We start from the raw sequence: 20,099 nt of genomic DNA, 5'->3' as shown, positions 1-20,099 counted from the left end.
GGGTGACGCCATGAACCTGGAGATCTCCTTCGACAGCGGGACGCGGAACACTCGGCCCGTGATGGTGGCTCTACCCGATGGTGGAGGGCAGGTGCTCGGCGAGTTGACCGCTCGGGAGCAGCGGCCCGGAGGGTTCGAATGGCTTCAGGTCGTCATGAAGGTCTGGTACCGCCACGTTCTTCCGGTTGCGCCGTTCACCGAGTCGATCGAGGCGGGCTCCGTCGAGACATGGGTTCCCGTCGACTCCGTGACCTTCCTCGACGGCTACGACTACTCGGGAGTCAGGAACATGAGCCCGGGTGAAGGCCGGCCGGAGGGTGCTCCGCGGTTTCCGATGCCGTGGGAGGTATGAGCATGTGACGGGTCGTACGGTGCGGTGAAGCGTCTTCCCCGCATCACGCGCCCGTCGGACGCTCGACGCCGAGAGGTCCTCGCCGACACATGTCGGCGAGGACCTCTCGGCGTTACTGCGGCTGTGGTCGGGGACGACCCCTACAGGCGGGTGCGAGCGGGTGATCCGGGTGTTCGCGGCCCCGTTCGGCCGCTACAGGGCGGTGAGGCGCAGCGCCAGGTCGCGGGCGTGGGTGGCGGCGGTGGGGCCGCGGGTGGCGTCGGGGGCTTCGGAGAGGAAGACCAGGGCGAGCATCAGGGCGGCGTCCAGGCGGCAGGCGAGGAGGCAGGGGTCGTCCTCGTCGGGGACGGGGGCGACGGTGGCGTAGCCGGCGCGCAGGGCGGCCGGGTCGAGGTCGTTCTCCGGGTAGCGGGCGTACTCGGCGAGGCGGCCGAACTCCAGGGCGGGGGTGCCGAGCAGGGCGTTCGACCAGTCGAGGAGGGCGGTGGTGCGGCCCCGGCTGCGGCGGATGTTGGAGCTGCGGACGTCGAGGTGGAGCAGGCTGGTCCCGGTGAGGGAGGAGAGGTGGCGGGCCAGGAGGTCGGCGGCCGGGGGCTCGGGCAGGTCGTCGACGCGGCGGGCGAGTTCGGCCCAGCGGCGGCCTATCCGGGTGGTGAGGACGTCGGTCGTGCTGCCGCCCTCGGCGGCGACGGGACGCAGCCGCGGCGGGGGCACCTGGTGGAGCCGGGCGAGGAGTTGTCCGAGGGCGTGGGAGTCGAGCGGGGAGCCGTCGTCGTCGACGTAGTCGGAGAGCAGCACGTCCGGGGAGTTCGGGTCGTCGGCGAGGACCAGGTCCCGGGCCCGGGCGACGGGCAGGCCGTGCTCGGCGAGGTGCCGGGCGATGGCGTGCTCCTGGACGAGCAGGGCGCGGGTGTCCACGTACGGGTCGTTGGCGTTGGAGTCGAACCGCCGGTGCGCGAGCCGTACGGCGACCGGTGCGCCGTCCCGGCCCCGGGCCCGGAAGACGGTGAACTCCAGTCCCTTGCCGACGAGTTCGAGGCCGCTCAGGCCCCACTGTTCGGCCAGTCGGTCCAGTACGGCGAAACGCTCGCTCATTGCGCATCCTCGGGAGTCTTGCGACGGTCGGTCACCCTGCTGTCCTTCAGCAGGGCGTAGGCGATCGGCAGGCAGGTCAGCAGGGTGACCACGCCGCCGAGGGCGAAGGCGGCGCGCGGCCCGGCGGAGGCGCTCACCCGGCCGAAGACCAGCGCGCCGAGGGGCATCGTGCCCCAGGCGAAGAGCCGGTAGACGCCGGTGGCCCGGCCGAGCATCCGGTCCGGGATGATCGTCTGGCGCAGCGAGACGGCGACGACGTTCCAGACCATCAGGGCGAAGCCGGTGGCGCAGTAGGCGGCGGACACCACCCACACCCGGTCGGTCGCGCCCACCGCCAGGCCGGCGACGCCCATCGTGGCCAGGCCGCCGACCAGTGCGGGGACCCGGCCGATCGCCGTGGTCAGCCGGCTCGCGACCGTGCTGCCGATCACGCCGCCGACGGCCCCGGCGGCGAGCAGCGCCCCGTACGCGGAGTCCGGAAGCCCCAGCACGTCGTGCACCAGGATGACGAAGACGGCGATCTGGCCCAGGTAGACGGCGTTGATGACACCGGCGGAGACGGTCAGGGCGCGCAGCAGCGGATCGCGCAGGACGAAGGCGACGCCCTCGCGGATGTCCGCCAGCAGGCGGGGGCGGGGCTTCTCCGCAAGCGATCCGGGTTCGGATTCGGGGTCCGGGGCGGGGCCGCGGATGCCGCGCAGCAGCACCGCGGAGACCAGGAAGGAGACCGCGTCGATCAGCAGCGGAACGGTCCGGCCCACGGTGAACAGCACGCCGCCGACGACCTGCCCGAGCAGGTCGCGGCCGATCGTCTGGACGGCGAAGAGCCGGCCGTTCGCCGACTCCAGGCGTTCCTCGGGGACGACGCTCGGCAGCAGGGCGAAGGACGCGCAGTCGAACAGCACTTCGCCGACGCCCAGCAGGAAGGCGGCGGTGAGCAGGGGCCAGAAGGTCAGCCGGTCGGCGGCGAGCAGCACGACGGTGAGGACCAGCACCGCCGCGCGCAGCAGGTCGGCGAGGACCATCAGCAGGCGGCGTTCGAAGCGGTCGGCGTAGGCCCCGGCGGGCAGGGCGAACAGCAGCCAGGGCAGCGTGGTCGCGGCGGTGACGGCGGACACCTGGAAGGCGTCGTGCAGCACCGCGGTGGACAGCAGCGGCAGCGCGGCGAAGCGCATGCCGTCGCCGATCGCGGAGGAGGCCGCGGCGCCGATGACCCGGTGGTAGCCGGAGGCGGGACGGACGGCGGTGTCGGTGCTCACCCGCGCGGCTCCGGGAGGGATTCCGGCCCGGCGGGCGCGCTGTCCCAGGCGCCGGCGCCGTCCCCCGCCGAGAAGACGGCGCAGCGCAGTTCGCTGGTGTACCGGTGGCCGTCCACCTCCAGCCAGCGCTGGTCGGGGGCGGGCAGCATCTCGGAGATCTCCAGGGTGCCTTCGGCCTTGGCGGCCAGCCGGCCCAACTGCCGTACCAGCAGGGGGGAATCCCAGTCGACGTAGACCGGCTTCGGTTCGCCGGGGACCTTGACGAAGACGTGCCGGGGCAGCCGGAGTTCGGCGCGCAGCCGGCAGGCGGCGACGAACCGGGCGGCGTCGTCCCGGCCGGTCGGCCGGCCGAGGGCGGTGGTGTCGCGCAGCCGCTCGGCGGGGATGCGCCAGGTCTCGCGCTGCAGTACGACGCGGCCGCAGCGGATGCGCGGGATGTGCGCGAGGTGGGGGGCGTTCAGTCCGGCGCCGCCGAAGTGGCGGGGGAAGGCGAACGGGGAGAGCGGGTCCTGCCGGATGCTCGGGCCGCCGGCCGGGGGCGCCATCAGTCGCAGCCGGCCCTCGACGCCGCGGGCGCGCAGTTCCAGCCGGTCGCCGCGCAGCACCAGGTACAGCTGGGAGGGCTGCAGGACCCGGTCGCGGGTCTGTGCGGAGCGGCCGTAGACCTCCAGGTCGTGGCAGGGGTAGACGAGTTGGGTGGAGGACTTGTCGGGGTGGCCGCGGGACAGGTTGGCGAGGACCTCGTCGTCCGCGAGCAGGGACTGGTAGCCGCGGTACACCTCGGAGAGCAGTTCGGGGGTGTGCTCCTGGATCAGCGGGCCGAAGCTGGTGTGGGTGATGACCTCCCGCACCGCGTGGCAGTCGCCGATGACGGCGGTGAACCGGCCCTCGGCCAGGTCCTCCCGGCTCGCGGCGGCGAACAGGACGTCCGGGTCGCAGACGGCCGGCGGGCTGCTGGGCCGGCCGGCGAGGACGGCCGCCATCCGGTCCCGGTCCACCACGACCTCGGAGCGGTCCGGGTCGGTCGCGGCCCCGCCGAGCAGGGCGGCGCCGATCGCCCGGTCCAGTTCGGCGAGTTCGGCCTCGACGGCGAGGCACTCGCGGGCGATGGCGTCCCGGTCGCGGAAGAACTCGGCGTAGAGCACGTCCAGCGGGATCTCCACCCCGGGGCCGAAGCGCTCGGCCACCCACCGGGTGAGGATGACCAGTTCGCGCCGCATCCGCAGGCGCGGGCCGGCCAGCACGGTCTCGTACACGATGGACAGTTCGTCGGTGATGAAGCGGGCGAGGTCCGGGCCGACGGTCAGGTCGGCGGGCCGGCCGCGGGCCTCCTCGAACAGGATGCTGCGGTCGGCGTAGTGCAGGCCGCTGTTGCGGTTGGCGGGGCCGCCGGTCAGCTGCTCGAACCGGGCCTTGCCGGCGGCGAGCGCGGCCGCGCGGTCGGGCAGCGGCAGCCGGGCGAAGCGGGTCAGGTCCGCCTCGAAGCCGTCGATCGCGGCGAGCAGCGGGGCGGCCGGTTCGGCGGGGGCGGCGAGCAGCTGCTCGCGCAGGGCGGCCAGCGGCCGGTGGTCGCCGATCGGGATCTCGAACTCGACGACCACCCATTCGCGGTCGGCGAGTTCGGCGAGGGCCGTGTCGAAGGGGACCGGGCCGGGCAGCTCGTCCTGCCAGGCCTGCCGCAGTTCGCGCAGGGTGCGTTCGCCGTCGCAGTGCTGCCACAGCCAGGCCTCGTACGGTTCCACCGGCCGCCCGCCGAGGTGCTGGAAGTCCCAGTCGGTGTCCAGGCCGTCGCGGGTGGTGAAGGCGTACAGGTCGATCCGGCCGTCGCGCAGGAAGGACAGCGGGCGGCGCCGGGGCCGGGCGTGGTCGAGCAGGCCGGGGACGGCGGCGGCGCTCTGGGCGAGCTTCTCGGCGGCCCAGTGGCTGAACAGCGCGTGCCGTTCCAGCTCCCGCTCGCCGGTCCAGGTGATGCCGGGGGCGGTGCCGAGGCGGCCGGGGGTGAAGGGGCCGAAGTGCGAGTGGGTCTCGTTCTTGGTGGTGACCCGTTGGAGGTACATGGTGAGCAGGTCGGTCATCTTGCGGGTGCGCCGGCCGGTCGTGCCGTCGTGGCCGTCGAGCCAGGCGGCGAAGGTGGGGTAGGCGGAGTCGTTGGAGAGCAGCAGGACCTGCCGCAGGCGTTCGTCGCCGAAGGCCTCGACCACGGCGGCCCCGGCCCGGTCGAGGCGGTCCTGGTGCCGGGCCGCGAAGCGGGTCTGCTCCTCGGCGAAGTGCCGGGCGGCGTCCTGGTAGCCGCGCAGGGTGGCGGCCGCCTCGGCGGGTACGGCGGCGGCCGCGGCGGCGAGCGCGGGCTCGGGGACGGGCAGCAGGAAGCCGGCCGGGGAGGAGAGCCGGGCGGCGCCGGGCACCGGGTGCCGGCGCAGGGCGGCCTTGAACTCCTCGGCCAGCGCCTTCAACCGCTGCCCGTGGGCGACGAGTTCGCGGGCCTCCTCGGCGGCGGCCGGGTCCGCCAGGGGTGCGAGCAGCTCCATCGGGAAGCCGGCCTGGCGGAGCACGACGACCGGCGCGAGCTGCCAGGCGACGCGCGCACCGGGCTCGGCGGTGGTGGTCCGGGGGTCGTTGACGGTGGTCACAGCCTCACCTGGGAATCGAGTGGACGGGCGGACGCCGGTCGTGCAGGGCGTCCAGGACGGCGAGCGGGTCGGTGGGGAGCGCGGGCAGCAGGCCGGGGCCGGTCGCCCAGGGCTTGACCCGCACCCCGTGGTAGTCGGACCCGGCGGTGGCGACCAGGCCGAGCCGCCCGGCCGCCGCGGCGAGCCGGGCGCTGTCGGCCGGGGTGTGCCAGCTGGTCCACACCTCCAGCCCGGCCAGGCCGGCCGCGCGCAGCGGCTCCAGCAGCGCCGCGCACTGCGGGGCGTCCAGGTCGGCGGTGAGCGGGCCGGGGTGGGCGAGGACGGCGACCCCGCCCGCCTGTTCGATCCAGGACAGCACCTCCACCAGGTCGGGGTTGACCGGGTGTTCGACGTGCAGCGGCCGGCCGGGCCGGCACCAGTCGGCGACGAGGCGGGCGAAGCGGTCGTCGCCCTCGCGGTACGGCGCGAACCGGGGGTCGTCCTCGGCGGCCTCCAGCAGCAGGGCAAGGTAGTCGTTGACGTAGGCGACCCGGTCGCCGCCGAGGCGCCGTTCGACGTCGGCCCTGGCGAGCGGCACCCCGAGGGCCTGCACCCGGTCGGTCCAGGTGCGCCACCAGGCCAGTTCGGCGTCGTGGACGCGCCCGATCCGCTGCCGGAACGGTTCGTCGCCGGGGTCGACGAAGTAGGCCAGGCAGTGGGTCTCCTCGCCGTGCCAGCTGGTGGTGATCTCGCAGGCCGGTACCACGGTGAGGCGCCCGCCGGCGGCCCGGTCGAAGGCGGCGACGCCCGCGAGGGTGTTGTGGTCCGTCACGGCTGCCACCCGCAGGCCGGCCTCGACGCACCGCCGGGCCAGTTCGGCCGGCGCCTCGTCGCCGTCCGAGTGCCGGGTGTGCAGGTGCAGGTCGACCGGGGTGGCCAGGGTGGCGGGCGCGCCCCGCATCAGCAGGTCCCCCGCATCGGCTGGATCCGCATCAGCAGGCCCCCCGCATCAGCGGGCTCCGGGCAGGGTGCGCCGCCAGGAGGCGGCCAGCCAGCGCTCGTACTCGGGGCCGGACGGGTCGTCCACGACCAGGCAGAGCGGCTCGATGATCCGCCCCGCGCCGCCGGCCAGGCCGCCGTGCAGCATGGTCAGGTTGTGGCCGAGCAGCAGGTCGCAGTGCTCGCCCGGGGCGAGCACCTCCCAGCGGCGGCGGAACCGCGCCCAGGTCAGGCCGGTGGCCATGAGCACCTGGTGGCAGAAGAGCCGGGCCGCCTCGCCCCGGCACTCGCCGCACGGACAGCCGTGGGCCAGCGGCACGGCGGCGGGGAAGCGCCGGCGCTCCTCCTTGGTCAGCACGGCCTCGCCGTGGTGGAAGGACAGGCCGTGCCAGAGCGGCTCCTCCAGTCCGAGCATGGCGCCCACCGAGGGGTAGGCGCAGCCGTGCTCCGGCTGGCGCTCCAGGCCGCGGGCCAGGTTGTCGCCGAGCCAGCGCGCCGCGGTGGCCGCGGCGTCCGGCCCCCGGTCGATGCCGCGCCGCTCCAGCACGTCGTCGATCACGCCGAGCCAGTCGTAGTACGTGGTGACGCTCAGCCCCTCGCCGACCTCGGGCAGGAAGATGCCCTGGTACATCTTGTGCGCGGGGGTGGTGGTGTACCCGGAGTCGCCGTAGGTGCGCCGGGCCGGGTCCCAGTCGGGGACGTCCTGGAGGCTGGGCGTCAGGTACGAGCAGTGCTGGCCGTCGTGGTGGGGCAGCAGGGTCCGGGTGGCGCAGCCCTCGGGCACGTAGGTCTGCTGCGCCCGGTCGACCTCCAGCCGCATCCGGGCGGGGGCGCCGCGGGCGATCAGCGTGGTGCGGACGCGTTCGACGATGGAGGTGGACAGCCGGCGGCTGTCCTCGACCCCGAGCCGCAGCCGGCCGATCCGGAAGACCGCCCAGCCGGTCCGGTGGATGACGTCGACGGCCTCGGCGGCGAGGGCGTCCAGTGCCCGCTCGCGCTCGGCGGGGGCGTCGGAGAGCAGCGGGGTGCAGTCGAACCGCGCTTCGTGGGGGGTGAATCTCACCGGTGCTCCTGGGGTGCGGAGGGGGTGCCGGGGGCCCAGGGCGCGAGTTCGGCCGGGGCCACGTCGGTGCGGAACAGGAACTCGAAGAGCAGTCGGGCGGCGATCTGCGCGGTGCCGCCGGACGGGTCGTAGCGGGGCGCGATCTCGGCGATGTCGACGGCGCCGACGGGCAGCGCCCGCAGCTCCTCGTAGACGTCGAGGAGGTCGCCGATGCCGATGCCGCCCATGGTGACGTGTCCGGTGCCGGTCGCCGCGGCGCTGTCGAGCACGTCGATGTCGAGGGAGACGTAGACGGTGTCGCAGCGCGAGCCGAGCTCCTCGATCACCGGGCGCAGGGCGGCGGCGGCGCCGTCCCGGGTGATGGAGGAGCCGGGTACGACGTGGAAGCCGCTGTCGAGCAGGCCGCGGAACTGGTCGTACTTGGTGACGTCCCCGACGCCGACGAAGGCGATGTCCTCCGGGCGCATCCCCGGGATCTCGCTGATCCGGCGGGAGTTGGAGCCGTGGTACAGCGGACCGTGCAGGGTGCTCCAGTTGCCGAAGTCGAAGTGGTGGTCGATGTTGATGAACCCCACCCGGCCGGCGCCGCGGTCGAGCCGTCCGGCGCGGAAGCCGGCGAAGGTGGGGAAGGTGCAGGAGTGGTCGCCGTTGAGGAAGATCAGGCGCGGGGCGTTGCAGCTCAGGCGGCGGCTCTCGGCGGCGACGGCCTGGAAGGTCTTCACCGTGTCGGTCGGGTAGATGTGCAGGTCTCCGGCGTCCGCGACGCTGGGCGCGTGGTAGCGGAAGGTCTGCCCGGTGCGGGTGTCCAGCATCCGCCACTGGCCGAGGCTGGTGAGGTAGCTGGAGAAGACCAGGCTGGCCTGGCGGATCGCCCGCGGTCCCTCCGCGGCGCCCGGGCGGGAGCTGGCGGTGGCGTCGTAGGGCACGCCGGACACCACCCAGCCCGTCTCGCCCACGTCCACCTGGTCGGCGGTGGTGGTGGGGGCGCCGAACAGGGTGCCGACGCCGGCCCAGCCCGGCAGCGGGTCCTGCTCGAAGTCCTCGGGCTTGACGCTGTTCCGGAGCGCTTCGAAGTCGGGGAGCTCGGTCATGTCAGTCCTCCTGCACGGCGGACGCGGCGGGCACGCCGGGCGCCGTGGGTGCGGTGGGCGCGGCGGGCGGGGTGGGCGCGGCGACGGGCAGCGGGGCCCGGATGACGTCGTGCGCGGCGGCGATCTTCTCCTGGAACAGGTCCCAGCTGGCCTCGGGTGACAGGTGCCGGGGCTGGTAGACGACCGGGGCGTCCTCCCGCCAGTCGGCGAAGTCCCAGTTGAAGATGCGCTCGCGCAGCCTGGGGAAGTCCGGGGTGAGCGGGTACGGCACGAAGTTGTACAGGTTGAAGAGCCACAGCGCCGATTCGTTCTCCCGCATCCAGGCGACGGTCTGGCCGTGCGCGGCCTCCGTCTCCTCGTCGAGGCCGCCCATCATGTTGAGGACGATCTTCAGCCCGGCGTCGCTGAGTTGACGGATCTTCGAAGTGTAGTCGTCCAGGCCGCGGGAGAGCTTGTTGAGCCGCTTCAGCATCTGCGAGTCGGCCGACTCGAAGCCGAGCTCCACGGCGACGACGCCGAGTTCGAGCATGGCCTCGACGATCCACTCCTTCACCTGCATCACGTGGGTCTGCACGATGAAGCGGTAGCCGGGGCGGTCGCGGAAGACGTCCAGCAGGTTGCCGACGGCCTCGCGGGACTGGCCGAAGGTCTTGTCGCCGATGTAGAAGAGCCGGGTGTCGGGGAACCGGGTGGTCAGCTCGTCCACTTCCTGGGCGAGCGCGTCCTTGGCGACCAGGGTGAGCTGCTTGCTCCAGGCGTCGCCGCAGAACGAGCACTGGTACAGGCAGCCGTGGCTGGCGTTGAGCCGCAGCAGCGGCACCCGGCCGTGGTAGCCGCCGAGGTGGCGGTAGTCCGGGGCCCAGGTGATCCGGTCGGAGACCAGGCCGGGCAGCAGGGGCTTCTCCAGGCTGCCGCCGGAGCCGGAGGCGAGTTCGACGAGGCGGCGCACGAAGCCGGCGTCGAGCTGGCCGCGGTGCACGGCGTGCACGGCGCCGTCCGGGGCGAGCGGGGCCATGTTCCCGCCGAGGACGACGCGCCGGCCGGCGTGCTCCAGCCGCTTGGCCACCTCCAGGGCGAGGCGGAGGTTCTGGGCGAGCGGGGACATCAGGACCAGGTCACCGGGGGCGGTCGCGTCCAGCAGCGGTTCGGCGCAGTCCTCCGGCTCCGCCGGGGTCCTGGACAGGTCGCGGAAGACGGAGTCGAGCCCCGCGGTGTTCAGCAGGGCGGTCAGGTGGGCGACCCACAGCGGCATCTCCCACAGGCCGTCGGTCGGGATGAAGTACTCGGGCAGCAGGGCCCGGAAGCGCCGGTCGTAGTCGTCGTAGTAGCGCGACAGGTTCGGGTCGGGGTCGTGGCTGGAGGGGAAGGGCAACTGGACGATGCAGCTCTTGGTCATGAGCGGTGCCTTCGGTCGGTGAGGGCGTGGGTCCTCGACGTGGAGCACTCAGTGGGACCGGCGCGAGAAGACCGCACAACGCAGCTCGCTGGTGTGACGTTCTCCGTCGATGTCGAGCCAGAGGTGCTCCGGGGCGGGGAGCATTTCGCTGAACTCCAGGGGGGCGGCCGTCCTCCGGGCGAGCCGGAGGACCTGCCGGACGATGAGGGGGGACTCCCAGTCGACGTAGACCGGTTTCGGCTCGCCGGGGATCTTCAGGAAGCCGTGGCGCGGCAGGCCGAGGTCGCGGCAGAGCCTGCGGGCGGCGGCGAACTCGGGGGCGTCGCCCTTGGACCGGTGGACGCCGGGGCTCCAGCCGCGCAGCGCCTCGGCGGGGATGCGCCAGCGCTCCCGGTGCAGCACGATCCGGCCGCAGCGGATGCGGGGCACGTGGTCGCGGTCCCGGTCGCGGATGCCGACCCCGCCGAAGTGCCGGGGGAAGGCGAACGGGGAGAGCGGGTCCTGGCGGATGCTGGGGCCGCCGGCCAGCGGGGCGAGCAGCTTCAGCCGGCCCGCGAGGCCGTGGGCGCGCAGCTCCATCCGGTCGGCGGTGGCCACCAGGTACAGCCGGTCGGGCCGCAGGACGTCGCCGCGGGCCTTCGGGGAGAGCCCGTACACCTCCAGGTCCGGGCAGGGGTAGGTGAGTTGGGCGCCGGTCTTGTCGGGGTGCGAGCGGGAGAGGTCGACCAGCACCTCGTCCTCGTCGAGCAGTTCCCGGTACCGGGTGTGGATCTCGTCCAGCAGCTCCGGCGCCTCGGCCTGGAGCATCGGGGCGAAGCTGGAGTGGGTGAGCGCCTCGCGCACGGCGTGGCAGTCGCCGACGACGGCGAGGAAGTCGCCGCGCGCGATCGCGGCGGCGTCCGGTGCGGCGAGCATCACGTCCGGGTTGCACAGCGCGGGCGGGGTGTCCGGGTGGCGGGCGAGGAGCTCCTCCAGCCGGGCCCGGTCGACGACGCTCTCGGGCCGGCCGTCCTCGGCGCCGTCCAGCAGCAGGGCGACGACCTCGCGGTCGAGCGCCTCGATCTCCCGGTCCACCTCCTCGCACCGCGCGGCGAGGCGCGGCTTGTCGGCGAAGAAGGCGGCGTAGAAGTCCGGCAGCGGTACGGGCGTGCCGAGGCCGAAGCGCCGTGCCGTCCAGTGCCGCAGGACCTCCAGTTCGCGGCGGATCCGCAGCCGGGGGACGAGCAGGGTCAGGTCGTAGACCGCGGACAGCTCGCGGCCGATCAGCCCGGTGACGTCCGGGCCGAGGACGACGTCCTCGACCGGGCTGTACGCCTCCTCGTAGAGGATGCTCCGGTCGGCGTAGTGCCGGCCCTCGGAGCGGTTGGCCGCCGACCCGGTGACCTCCTCGAAGGCCTCCTTGAGCTCGCCGAGCAGGGCCGCGCGCCGCGCCGTCGGGCCCTCGGCGAAGCGGCGCAGCCCGTCCTCGAAGCGGCGCACCACGGCGAGGTCGGGGGAGTCCTCGGCGAGGTGCCCGGCGAGCGAGCGCAGCACGTCGGTGGACCCGATCGGGATCTCCCAGCGTCCGATCAGCCAGTCCTGGTCGACGAGTTCGGCGAGCACGTGGTCGAAGTCGAGGTCGGCCGGGCGGTCCGGGCGTTCGGCCCAGGCGGCGCGCAGCCGCGCCACCGTGCGCTCCCCGTCGCAGTGCTCCCAGAGCCAGGAGCGGTGGGTGTCGAAGGTGTCGGACTTCACCGCGACGAAGCGCCAGCCGTCCGGCATGCCGGTGGTGGACTCGAACGCGTACAGCCGGACCAGGGGGCCGTCGGCGAAGGCGAGCGGGCGCCGGCGGGGGCGCACCGTCTCGAAGGCCTCCGGCCGGGCGCTGAAGACCTCGGCCATCGCCTCGCCCGCCCAGTGGCTGAGCAGGGCGATCCGGCGCAGCGGGCCGGTGGACCAGGTGATGCCGGTGGCGGCGGTGCCCTCGGGGGCCGCCCGGGCGACGGCGAGGGGGCCGAAGTGCGAGTGGGTCTCGTTCTTGGTGGTGACCCGCTGGAGGTACATGGCGAGCAGGTCGGTCATCCGCTTGACGTGTCCGTCCGACCCGGTGCCGCCGGCGGCGATCCAGGCGGTGAACTCCTCGAAGCGGGCGTCGTTGGACAGCAGCAGGACCTGTTGGAGGGAGGGCTCGCGGAACAGGTCCACGACGGTCCGGCGGGCCCGGGCGAGGGCGGTGCCGTGCTCCTGTTCGAAGGCCTTCCAGTGGCCGTCCAGGGCCTGCACCGCATCCTGGTAGCGCTTGGCCGAGTCCAGGGCGGCGGGGCCGAGTTCGGCTTCGAGCCGGGCGAGGTCGGCGGGCGGGAAGGGGCGGAGCATGCCGACGCCGGAGGCGAGGTCGCCCCGGGTGCCGGCCTGCTCCGCGCGCAGGGCGGCCTTCAACTCCCGCCCCAGTCCTACGGCTTCGTCCCGCAGGGCGAGGACGGTGTCGGCGGCCCGGGCGGTCGGACGGTCGACGACGCGGTCCAGTAGCGAGAGCGGGTAGCCCGCGTGGCGCAGCATCGCGACCGGGGCGAGCGACCACCCCCGGCCGCCGCCCTGCGCGGGTTGCACGGTGTCGGGGCGCTGCCTCGGTTCGTCCATGATCGTCCCCTCATGGCTGACTTGATCACGACAGTTCGTGACCATACCCAGACGTCGAGAGGTCTTTCAATAACGATGTGGTCAACCCGTCGGGTTCCGGCCGGAACTGGCCGGTCGACAGCCGAAACTCCGAGGTCGTGCAGCGGGGCTGGGCCATTGGGATGGCTTCAGTGAGGCTCATTCGTCCGGAAATTGACGACGGACCAGGTGTCGGGCCGGTCGTGGCACGAGCCGTCGGGGCCGGACGCGCCGGAGGGGCGCCCCGGGCGGGGCGCCCCTCCGGGTGGGTCAGGACTGCGCGGCGAGCAGCGCGGCCAGCCCGTCCAGCCCCCGGTCGAGCGTGGCCGGGTCGACCTGGCTGACGGAGAGCCGCAGCTGGTGCTCCCCGCCCGCGCCCGGATAGAAGTGCGACATCGGGGTCCAGATCACCCCGTACTCCGAGGCCGAGCGTTCCAGCAGCGCGTCGTCCACCACGCACGGCACCGTGAGCACCAGGAAGAACCCGCCGCGCGGCTCGTTCCAGGTCACCCCGCTGCCGGGCGGGAAGCGCTCGGCCAGGCCCTCCAGCACCAGCGAGAGGTTGCGCCGGTAGAGCGCGGCCACCTCGGTGTTGGCGGCCCGCAGGCTGTGGCCGTGCTCCAGCAGCGCGCCGCCGATCACGGCCTGGGCGATCGGCGAGGTGTTCACCGTGGTCATGCTCTTGATCATGCCGAGCAGGTCGGCGAACAGCTCGGTGCCTCCCCGCCCGTCCGCCACCAGCTGGTCCGCCACCACGTAGCCGACCCGGGCGCCGGGCAGGGCCGTCTTGGCGAAGGAGCCGAGGTGGACCACCCGCCGCTCGGTGTCCAGCGCCTTGAGCGAGGGCAGCCGCTCGTCACCGGCGAAGACGCAGTACGGGTTGTCCTCCAGCAGCAGGAAGTCCTCCTCGGCGGCCAGCGCCAGCAGCTCCCGGCGCAGCTCCAGCGGCAGGCTGGCCCCGCTCGGGTTGGCCACGTCCGGCACCAGGTACAGCGCCCGCGGACGCAGGCCCTCGGCGCGGGCGGCGGCCAGCCGGCGGCGCAGGTCGGCGAGGTCCACGCCGTCCGGGCCGTCGGCCACCGCCCGCACCGGCAGGTCGGCGAGCAGCGCCGCGCCGGTCAGGCCCACGTAGGTGGGGGAGACGGCCAGCACCACGTCCTCGGGGCCGCGGCGCAGCGCCCGCAGCACCAGGAACATCGCCTCCTGGCAGCCCACCGTCACCACGATCGACTCGGCGGGCACCTCGATGCCCTCGTCCGTCGCGAGGTGGGTGGCGATCAGGTCGTGGATGATCCCCTTGGTCCGCCCGTACTGGAGCACCTGGCGGCGGGCCGCCTCCTCGCTCAGCCCGCGCTCGGTGCGCAGGTGGTCGAGGTAGCGGTCCAGGTGGCGGTGGACGGCGTCCAGCTCGAAGAACTGCTCGGCCGGGCGCCCGGCCGCGAAGGAGACCGCCTCCGGGTAGCGGATGGAGATCTCGTTGAGCAGGTTCATCGAGGTCATCGCCGGGTCGGCGAGGGAGGAGTGCAGGCCCGCGAGCAGCAGGTCGTGCGGTGCGGCGATGGTGGTCACGGGGTGCTCCAGGTGGTGCCGGGCAGGGTGGTGGTGCGCAGTTCGGCGGCGGCCCGCAGGTCGGCGCAGCCCGCGAGGCCGAGCGCGTGCCGCAGCTCGGCGGCGAGCAGGTCGAGGACCTCGGTGCAGCCCGCCTCGCCGCCGGCCGCCAGGCCCCAGATCAGCGGGCGCCCGAGCAGGACCCCGGAGGCGCCGAGGGCCAGCGCGGTGAGCACGTCCGAGCCGCCGCGCACCCCGCTGTCCATCAGCACCTGGCAGTCCTCGCCGGCCAGCGCCTCGGCGACGGCCGGCAGGACCGTCACCGCGGGCACGGCCCGGTCGAGCTGGCGGCCGCCGTGGTTGGAGACCACCACGGCCGCGGCGCCGATCCCGGCGGCCCGCCGGGCGTCGGCCGGGTCGAGCACGCCCTTGACCACCAGCGGCAGTTCGGTCTCCCCGCGCAGCCATTCGAGGTCGGCCCAGGTGACGCCGGGGGAGAGCAGTTCGGCGGTGTGCGCGGCCACCGCCGAGACGGCGGTGGTGGACTCGTGCGCCCGCCCGGCCGCGCCGCCCTCCAGCAGCGCCGCGCGGACGTCGGCGGGCAGCGCGAAGGCGTTCCTGGCGTCGCGCAGCCGGCGGCCCATGTACGGGACGTCGGCGGTGACCACCAGTGCCTCGCTGCCGGCCTCCTCGGCGGCCCTGACCAGGTCGAGCAGCCGGCCGCGGTCGCGCAGCCAGTACAGCTGGAACCAGAGCGTGGCGCCGGTCCCCGCCAGCTCCTCGAAGCCGACGCTGCTGAGCGTGCCGACGGTGAACGGCACGCCCGCGGCCGCGCAGGCGCGGGCCGAGGCCAGCTCGCCCTCCGGGTGGAACAGCCGGTGGTAGGCGACGGGCGCCACCGCCACCGGCAGGGCCGCCCGGCTGCGCACCAGGGTGGCGGCGGTGTCCCGGGTGCTGACGTCGGTCAGCACCCGGGACACCAGGCCCACCCGGTCGAAGGCGGCCCGGTTGGCGGCGAGGGTCAGTTCGCGTTCCGCGCCGCCCTCCAGCCACTCCCAGACCTCGGGCGCGAGCGCGGCCCGGGCCCGGTCGGCGTACTCCGCGACGGACAGCACCGGGCGCCCGGCGGCCGGGCCGGCCGGTGGAACGCTTCGGACGGACGCGCTCATCCGGCCACTTCGCCGGCGTTGCGCTGCAGCTCCACGGCCTCGTAGAGGGCGCGGATGTTGTTGCTGCCGAAGTTGCGGGCCCGGATGCGCTCGATCACCTCGAAGAAGTAGGTGTTCCGCGGGTGCTGGGAGCGGGTGAAGATCTGGAACAGCTGGCCGTCGTGGTCCTGGTCGACCAGCAGGTTCAGCTCGCGCAGCTGCTCGAAGGAGTGCCGCAGCGGCGTCAGGCGGTCGGGCAGCGCGTCGTAGTAGGTCTGCGGGGTGCGCAGGAACGGCACGCCGCGCTCGGCCATGGTGGCGACGGAGTGCACCGCGTCCTCGGCGGCGAAGGCGACGTGCTGGACCCCGGCGCCGCCGTGGCCGGCCAGGAAGGAGGCGATCTGGCCGCCCGCGTCCGCGGTGAGCGGCTCGATCAGGGTGAGGGTGACGCTGCGGTCGGCGCTCTGCACGACGGCCGAGTCCATGCCGAGCGTGCCGACCTCGACCCGCTCCTCGAAGATCGTCCGGAAGCCGAAGACCTCGCGGTAGCGGTGCTCGGTCTTGCGCAGCTCGCCGAACGGGATCAGGACCGCGAAGTGGTCGACGGAGCGCAGGCCGACCTCGCCCTCGCCGGTGAGCGCGGCCGGGTCCGGCAGGCCGGGGATGCGGCCGGCGGGGACCTCGGGGCCGCGCTCGACCAGGGTGTGCACCACGTCGCCGAAGGCGTCGACCACCGCGGTGACGCAGCCGTCCGCGGCCTGCGGCTCGCGCAGGGCGACGGCGCCGCGGGCGGTCAGCGTGCGGAACGCGTCGGTGGCGTCCGGCACCCGCAGGCCGAGGGCGCCCACGCCGTCGCCGTGGCGCTCCAGGTAGCCGGTGGCGGGGTGGCCGGCGGCCAGCGGCTGGGTGATCAGCAGCCGGATGCCGGACTGGCCGACCAGCGCGGACAGGCAGCGCTCGGCGCCGTCGCCGCGCTCGGTCGGCGGGACGAGCAGCTCGAAACCGTACTCCGTGGTCAGCTTGGCGGTCTCGGCGCCCAGGTCGGCCACGTAGAACTCGACGTGGTCCAGCTCGACGGGGATCGGGGTGACGGCGGGCGAGGAACGGTCGGTCATCTGAGGAGCTCTCTCGTGAGGAGGAACGGGAGGGTGCTGAGGGGCGATCGGGCGGGCGGACGTGCTCGGCGGTGCGGGTGTTCGGGTGGTGCGGACGTTCACGTGGTGCGGAGTCCGGGCGGGCGGGCCGGTGGGCCGGCCGGGGCCGGTCAGGTGGGCTGGAGGTCCTTGGCGTCCTCCGGCTCGGCCGGGCCGTCGCCCTCGGACGCGTCCTCGGGCTCCGGCGGCTCCGTCGGGGCCTCCGGCTTGCCGATCAGGTGGGCGGCCGCGAGCAGCGCGCCGACCACCATCACGCCCAGCACCACCCGGAAGTCCAGGGCGGCCACCAGACCGGAGCCGACGCCCACGGCCAGCGCCTGCGGCGCGGTGAGCGAGAGGTTGACGGCCGCCTGGGCGCGCCCCATCAGCTGCGGCGGGGTGGACGCCTGGGCGGCGGTGGCGAGCCCGACCAGGGCGGCCGGGATGCCCGCGCCCGCGATCACCAGGCCGGCCGACACCACGTACAGCGACGGGGCCAGCAGCAGGACGATGCCGAGGCCGAACACCGCCGATCCCGCCATGACCGTCCGGCGCGGTCCGAGCCGGCCGATCAGCAGGCCGCCGACCACCGAGCCGACCAGCGCGCCGACCGCCTCGGTGGTCTCCAGGACGCCGAGGAACTGCGGCGAGCGGTGCAGCCCGTGCTGGGTCAGCGCGAACAGCACCGGCTGGAGCAGGCTCAGCACGAAGCCGGCGCCGGCGGTGGCCACCACCAGCGGCCGCAGTCCGACCGAGCCGCGCAGGTGGACGAAGCCCGCCAGCACCTCGGTGCGCCAACGCAGGCCCGAGGGCTCCGGCTTGACCTCCGCCACCCGCAGGGTGAGGAAGCTCAGTGCCGCCAGCAGCAGCACGACGAGGTCGGCCACGGCCACCACGTGCCCGCCGAACCAGCCGTAGAGCCCGGAGCCGAGCAGCGGCGCCACCAGCGTGGTGCCGGCCCGGGCGCTCTGGGTCAGTCCGGCCGCCGCCCCGAAGTCCTGGCGCTCCGTCAGGATGCTGCGCAGCAGCGCGCTCTGCGCCGGGGCCAGGACGGCCCCGGCCAGACCGCAGACCGTGGCGGTGCAGTAGATGATCCAGACCGTGTCCCGGCCGTCGACCAGCAGCAGCGGCAGCAGTGACACCGCCACCGCCAGGTTGACCCCGACCAGCAGCGGCTTGCGCCGGACCCGGTCGGCGAGCAGGCCGCCGAGCGGCAGCAGCAGCAGGGGCGCGGAGAAGCAGAACAGCACCAGACCGGCGGCGGAGTTGCTGCCGGTCAGCACCTTGGCCCAGATGCCGAGGGCGATGGAGAGGGCGCTGTCACCGAGGACGGACAGGGTCTGCCCGGCGAGGTAGCGCCGGAACTCCGGGCGGGCCAACAGCGGGTGCATGGCGGTTCCTTCGCTGCGCCGACGGCGCTTCGGGGTGTGCGGGGGTGCGCGGGGGTGTGCGGTGGAACGGGGTGGTGCGGGGGCTGTGCGGTGGTGCGGTGGAACAGGGCCGTGCGGTGGAACAGGGCCGTGCGGTGGTGCGCCGGTGCCGGGGCGCCCGCCGGCGCCCCGGGTGCCCGGGGTGCGCCCTGACGCACGCGGGGTGCTCAGGGCGCCGGGTGGTTCAGGGTGCGACGGGGTGGGCCGGGGCGAGCGGTGCGACGGCGGCGAAACCCTCGATCACCGCGTCGTTGGCGTCCTTCTCGCCGATGGCGACCCGGATGCCCCGGCCGGGGTAGTACCGGACGGCGACGCCCAGGCGCTCCAGCTCCGCGCGCAGCGGGAGCTGGTCGCCGGGGGCGTCGACCCACAGGAAGTTGGTGACGCTGGGCGCCACCGTCCAGCCGAGCCGCAGCAGTTCGGCCTCGGTGCGCTCCCGCTCCGCGGCGATCTCGGCGATCCGGCGCGCCATCTCGTCCTCGGCGGCGACGGCCGCGAGCAGGCCCGCCTCCTGGAGCCGGTTCACCGCGTACGGCACCTGGTGGTCCCGCACCCGCCGGGCCACCGACTCCTCCGCCAGCGCGTAGCCGATCCGCAGCGCGGCGATGCCGTGGGACTTGGACAGGGTGCGCAGCACCACCAGGTTCGGCCACTCGGCGATCCGGGCCGGCACCTCCGGGGCCTGCCAGTCCCGGGCGAAGTCGACGTAGGCCTCGTCGAGCAGGATCAGCGCGGTGGACGGCACCCGGCGGAAGAACTCCGTCAGCTCGGCCCAGGAGTAGACCGTGCCGGTCGGGTTGTGCGGGTTGCACAGCACGACGATCCGGGTGCGCTCGTCCATCCGCTCGGCCATCGCCGCCAGGTCGTGCCGGGCGTCGGGGCCGAGCGGGACCGGCCGGGCCTCGGCCCGGGCGATCTCGCAGAACAGCGGGTACGCGTCGAAGCAGGGATCCGAGTGCACCACGTTGTCGCCGGGCTCGACCACCGTGTGGAAGAGGTCCAGCGCCACGCCCGCCGAGCCGTGGCCGACCACGACCTGGCCGGCCGGGACGCCCTGCCAGTCGGCGACGATCCCGGCGATCCGCTCCGGCCGGAAGTCCGGGTAGCGGTGCAGGTCGGCACTGGCCTCGGCCAGCGCGGCCAGCACCGACGGCAGCGGCGGGTACGGGTGCTCGTTCTGTGCCAGCAGGTGTCTGGCGGTCGACGGGGCGGCCATCAGTCGGCCTGGAGGACGTAGAGCCAGGAGTGCGGGGTGGCCAGCGCCTCGACGCGGTCGATCCGCAGGCCGGCGTCGGTGAAGAGGGTCTCGTAGGTGGCCTTGGTGTGCAGCGGGACGCCCATCATCGCGTGCGCCAGCTCGAAGCCGACCGAGAAGACCGGCTGGGCGCCGTCGGAGGTGCCCGGGTCGCGCAGCATGGTGTCGCCGAGGACGAAGGTGCGGGCCTTCGGGAAGGCCTCCCGCATCCGGGTGAAGATCGAGGAGCGGGTGGCCGGGTCGGCCAGCAGGTCGTGCAGCAGGAAGAAGCTGATCACGGTGTCGACCTCGGCCACCTCGGCGGCCTCGGCGTCGTTGTCGATCTGGGTGCCGAGCAGGCCCAGGACGTCCGCGCGGACGGCGGTGACCCGGTCCTGCATGCCGGCCTCGATGATGTCGCGGCGGGCGATGTCGGTGGCCGGGCGGCTGATGTCGATGCCCAGGCCCCGGGTGCCCTCGCGCTGCGAGACCACGCGGCGCACCCGGGCGGAGGTGCCGGAGCCCAGGTCGGCGATGGTGCGGAAGTCGATCCCGCTGAGCACGTCGGTCAGCTGCGCGGCGAACAGCGACTGGTCGCACTGGGCGGAGCCGAGGGCGACCATCGCCTCGTCGCGGAAGACGTCCTGGTCGTAGCGGTGGGTGCCGGCGCTCAGGTGGCCGGCGCGGCCGAACACGTCGTGGTAGCCGCCGACGGCCCAGGTGAAGTAGCCGCGCGCGGCGGCGATCTCCAGGCCCGCCTCGGTGGGCAGGTAGGCGTCGCCGTCGGCCTTGAGGTAGCCGTAGTCGGCGGCGGCGCGCAGCACGGCCTCGGTGCGGGCGGTGTCGCCGGCCCGGGCGGTGGCCTCGGCGGCCGAGAGCGGCTCGCCGCGCCCGATCGTCTCCAGCAGGCCGATCCGGTCCAGCGCGAAGATCACGTTGGCGGCGATGAAGCCGTTGTAGGCGTCGGTCGAGGTGATCGGCGACGGGGTGATGCCACGCCAGGTGTCGGGGATGGCCGCAGTGGTCATGGTGGTGTCCGTTTCTCCGTGGGCGGGCCGGGTGCGGCCCGCGTGGTGTGCGCAGGTCGGTCGCCTGCGGTCGGTAG

Annotated in this window: 15 protein-coding genes; 1 reads left to right on the top strand and 14 read right to left on the bottom strand. The window is 74.3% G+C overall.

What is annotated here, in order from left to right; all coding sequences use genetic code 11:
• Nucleotides 1–10: 10 nt before the first annotated feature.
• A complete protein-coding gene (locus ACGFSC_RS38160) occupies nt 11–352 on the top strand; it encodes a hypothetical protein (protein WP_359915592.1) in 342 nt (113 codons plus the stop codon).
• Nucleotides 353–544: 192 nt separating this feature from the next.
• Here ACGFSC_RS38160 and ACGFSC_RS38155 read toward each other — a convergent pair whose 3' ends face one another.
• The 14 genes from ACGFSC_RS38155 to ACGFSC_RS38090 form a co-directional block, all read right to left on the bottom strand.
• A complete protein-coding gene (locus tag ACGFSC_RS38155) occupies nt 545–1,447 on the bottom strand; it encodes an aminoglycoside phosphotransferase family protein (RefSeq protein WP_359909533.1) in 903 nt (300 codons plus the stop codon).
• The gene (locus tag ACGFSC_RS38150; protein WP_359909536.1) at nt 1,444–2,706 is read right to left on the bottom strand and encodes an MFS transporter; all 1,263 of its coding nucleotides are present in this window, start codon (nt 2,704–2,706) and stop codon (nt 1,444–1,446) included. The genes ACGFSC_RS38155 and ACGFSC_RS38150 overlap by 4 nt, the downstream gene beginning before the upstream one ends.
• A complete protein-coding gene (locus ACGFSC_RS38145) occupies nt 2,703–5,336 on the bottom strand; it encodes a lantibiotic dehydratase (RefSeq protein ID WP_359909539.1) in 2,634 nt (877 codons plus the stop codon). The genes ACGFSC_RS38150 and ACGFSC_RS38145 overlap by 4 nt, the downstream gene beginning before the upstream one ends.
• 4 nt (nt 5,337–5,340) lie before the next feature.
• Nucleotides 5,341–6,276 (bottom strand): PHP domain-containing protein, encoded by a 936-nt coding sequence (locus ACGFSC_RS38140; protein ID WP_359909542.1) that lies wholly within the window; start codon nt 6,274–6,276, stop codon nt 5,341–5,343.
• 48 nt (nt 6,277–6,324) lie between these two features.
• Nucleotides 6,325–7,377 (bottom strand): hypothetical protein, encoded by a 1,053-nt coding sequence (locus ACGFSC_RS38135; RefSeq protein WP_359909545.1) that lies wholly within the window; start codon nt 7,375–7,377, stop codon nt 6,325–6,327.
• The gene (locus tag ACGFSC_RS38130) at nt 7,374–8,468 is read right to left on the bottom strand and encodes an arginase family protein (RefSeq protein ID WP_359909548.1); all 1,095 of its coding nucleotides are present in this window, start codon (nt 8,466–8,468) and stop codon (nt 7,374–7,376) included. Before ACGFSC_RS38130 ends, ACGFSC_RS38135 begins: the two co-directional genes overlap by 4 nt.
• A 1-nt stretch (nt 8,469) precedes the next feature.
• Nucleotides 8,470–9,864, bottom strand: coding sequence for a radical SAM protein (locus tag ACGFSC_RS38125; protein WP_359909551.1), 1,395 nt, complete (start codon nt 9,862–9,864; stop codon nt 8,470–8,472).
• Nucleotides 9,865–9,912: 48 nt separating this feature from the next.
• Nucleotides 9,913–12,483 (bottom strand): lantibiotic dehydratase, encoded by a 2,571-nt coding sequence (locus ACGFSC_RS38120; RefSeq protein ID WP_359909554.1) that lies wholly within the window; start codon nt 12,481–12,483, stop codon nt 9,913–9,915.
• Between the two features lie 288 nt (nt 12,484–12,771).
• Nucleotides 12,772–14,001: a PLP-dependent aminotransferase family protein gene (locus ACGFSC_RS38115; RefSeq protein ID WP_359909586.1), complete on the bottom strand. Its 1,230-nt coding sequence runs from the start codon at nt 13,999–14,001 to the stop codon at nt 12,772–12,774.
• A 65-nt stretch (nt 14,002–14,066) separates the two neighbouring features.
• Nucleotides 14,067–15,218, bottom strand: a complete 1,152-nt coding sequence (locus tag ACGFSC_RS38110; RefSeq protein WP_359909557.1) for an alpha-hydroxy acid oxidase — start codon at nt 15,216–15,218, stop codon at nt 14,067–14,069.
• Nucleotides 15,215–16,312 carry a 4-hydroxyphenylpyruvate dioxygenase gene (gene hppD, locus ACGFSC_RS38105; RefSeq protein WP_359909560.1) on the bottom strand — a complete coding sequence of 366 codons (1,098 nt, stop codon included), beginning with the start codon at nt 16,310–16,312 and terminating at the stop codon, nt 15,215–15,217. The genes ACGFSC_RS38110 and hppD overlap by 4 nt, the downstream gene beginning before the upstream one ends.
• 149 nt (nt 16,313–16,461) lie before the next feature.
• Nucleotides 16,462–17,721, bottom strand: a complete 1,260-nt coding sequence (locus ACGFSC_RS38100; protein ID WP_359909563.1) for an MFS transporter — start codon at nt 17,719–17,721, stop codon at nt 16,462–16,464.
• 223 nt (nt 17,722–17,944) lie between these two features.
• Nucleotides 17,945–18,976, bottom strand: coding sequence for an aminotransferase class I/II-fold pyridoxal phosphate-dependent enzyme (locus ACGFSC_RS38095; RefSeq protein ID WP_359909565.1), 1,032 nt, complete (start codon nt 18,974–18,976; stop codon nt 17,945–17,947).
• A complete protein-coding gene (locus ACGFSC_RS38090; protein ID WP_359909568.1) occupies nt 18,976–20,022 on the bottom strand; it encodes a class I SAM-dependent methyltransferase in 1,047 nt (348 codons plus the stop codon). The genes ACGFSC_RS38095 and ACGFSC_RS38090 overlap by 1 nt, the downstream gene beginning before the upstream one ends.
• Between the last annotated feature and the right edge of the window lie 77 nt (nt 20,023–20,099).

It is taken from the genome of Kitasatospora sp. NPDC048715, assembly GCF_043198905.1.
GTDB lineage: Bacteria > Actinomycetota > Actinomycetes > Streptomycetales > Streptomycetaceae > Kitasatospora > Kitasatospora lactacystinica.
This window is presented reverse-complemented; position numbering and strand designations above follow the sequence as displayed.

What these genes read in the sequence shown, in the direction of transcription:
- ACGFSC_RS38160 (WP_359915592.1), top strand. Translation starts at nt 11, where the DNA reads ATGAACCTGGAGATCTCCTTCGACAGCGGGACGCGGAACACTCGGCCC.
- ACGFSC_RS38155 (WP_359909533.1), bottom strand. Translation starts at nt 1,447, where the DNA reads ATGAGCGAGCGTTTCGCCGTACTGGACCGACTGGCCGAACAGTGGGGC.
- ACGFSC_RS38140 (WP_359909542.1), bottom strand. Translation starts at nt 6,276, where the DNA reads ATGCGGGGCGCGCCCGCCACCCTGGCCACCCCGGTCGACCTGCACCTG.
- ACGFSC_RS38130 (WP_359909548.1), bottom strand. Translation starts at nt 8,468, where the DNA reads ATGACCGAGCTCCCCGACTTCGAAGCGCTCCGGAACAGCGTCAAGCCC.
- ACGFSC_RS38125 (WP_359909551.1), bottom strand. Translation starts at nt 9,864, where the DNA reads ATGACCAAGAGCTGCATCGTCCAGTTGCCCTTCCCCTCCAGCCACGAC.
- ACGFSC_RS38120 (WP_359909554.1), bottom strand. Translation starts at nt 12,483, where the DNA reads ATGGACGAACCGAGGCAGCGCCCCGACACCGTGCAACCCGCGCAGGGC.
- ACGFSC_RS38115 (WP_359909586.1), bottom strand. Translation starts at nt 14,001, where the DNA reads ATGACCTCGATGAACCTGCTCAACGAGATCTCCATCCGCTACCCGGAG.
- ACGFSC_RS38110 (WP_359909557.1), bottom strand. Translation starts at nt 15,218, where the DNA reads ATGAGCGCGTCCGTCCGAAGCGTTCCACCGGCCGGCCCGGCCGCCGGG.
- hppD (WP_359909560.1), bottom strand. Translation starts at nt 16,312, where the DNA reads ATGACCGACCGTTCCTCGCCCGCCGTCACCCCGATCCCCGTCGAGCTG.
- ACGFSC_RS38100 (WP_359909563.1), bottom strand. Translation starts at nt 17,721, where the DNA reads ATGCACCCGCTGTTGGCCCGCCCGGAGTTCCGGCGCTACCTCGCCGGG.
- ACGFSC_RS38095 (WP_359909565.1), bottom strand. Translation starts at nt 18,976, where the DNA reads ATGGCCGCCCCGTCGACCGCCAGACACCTGCTGGCACAGAACGAGCAC.
- ACGFSC_RS38090 (WP_359909568.1), bottom strand. Translation starts at nt 20,022, where the DNA reads ATGACCACTGCGGCCATCCCCGACACCTGGCGTGGCATCACCCCGTCG.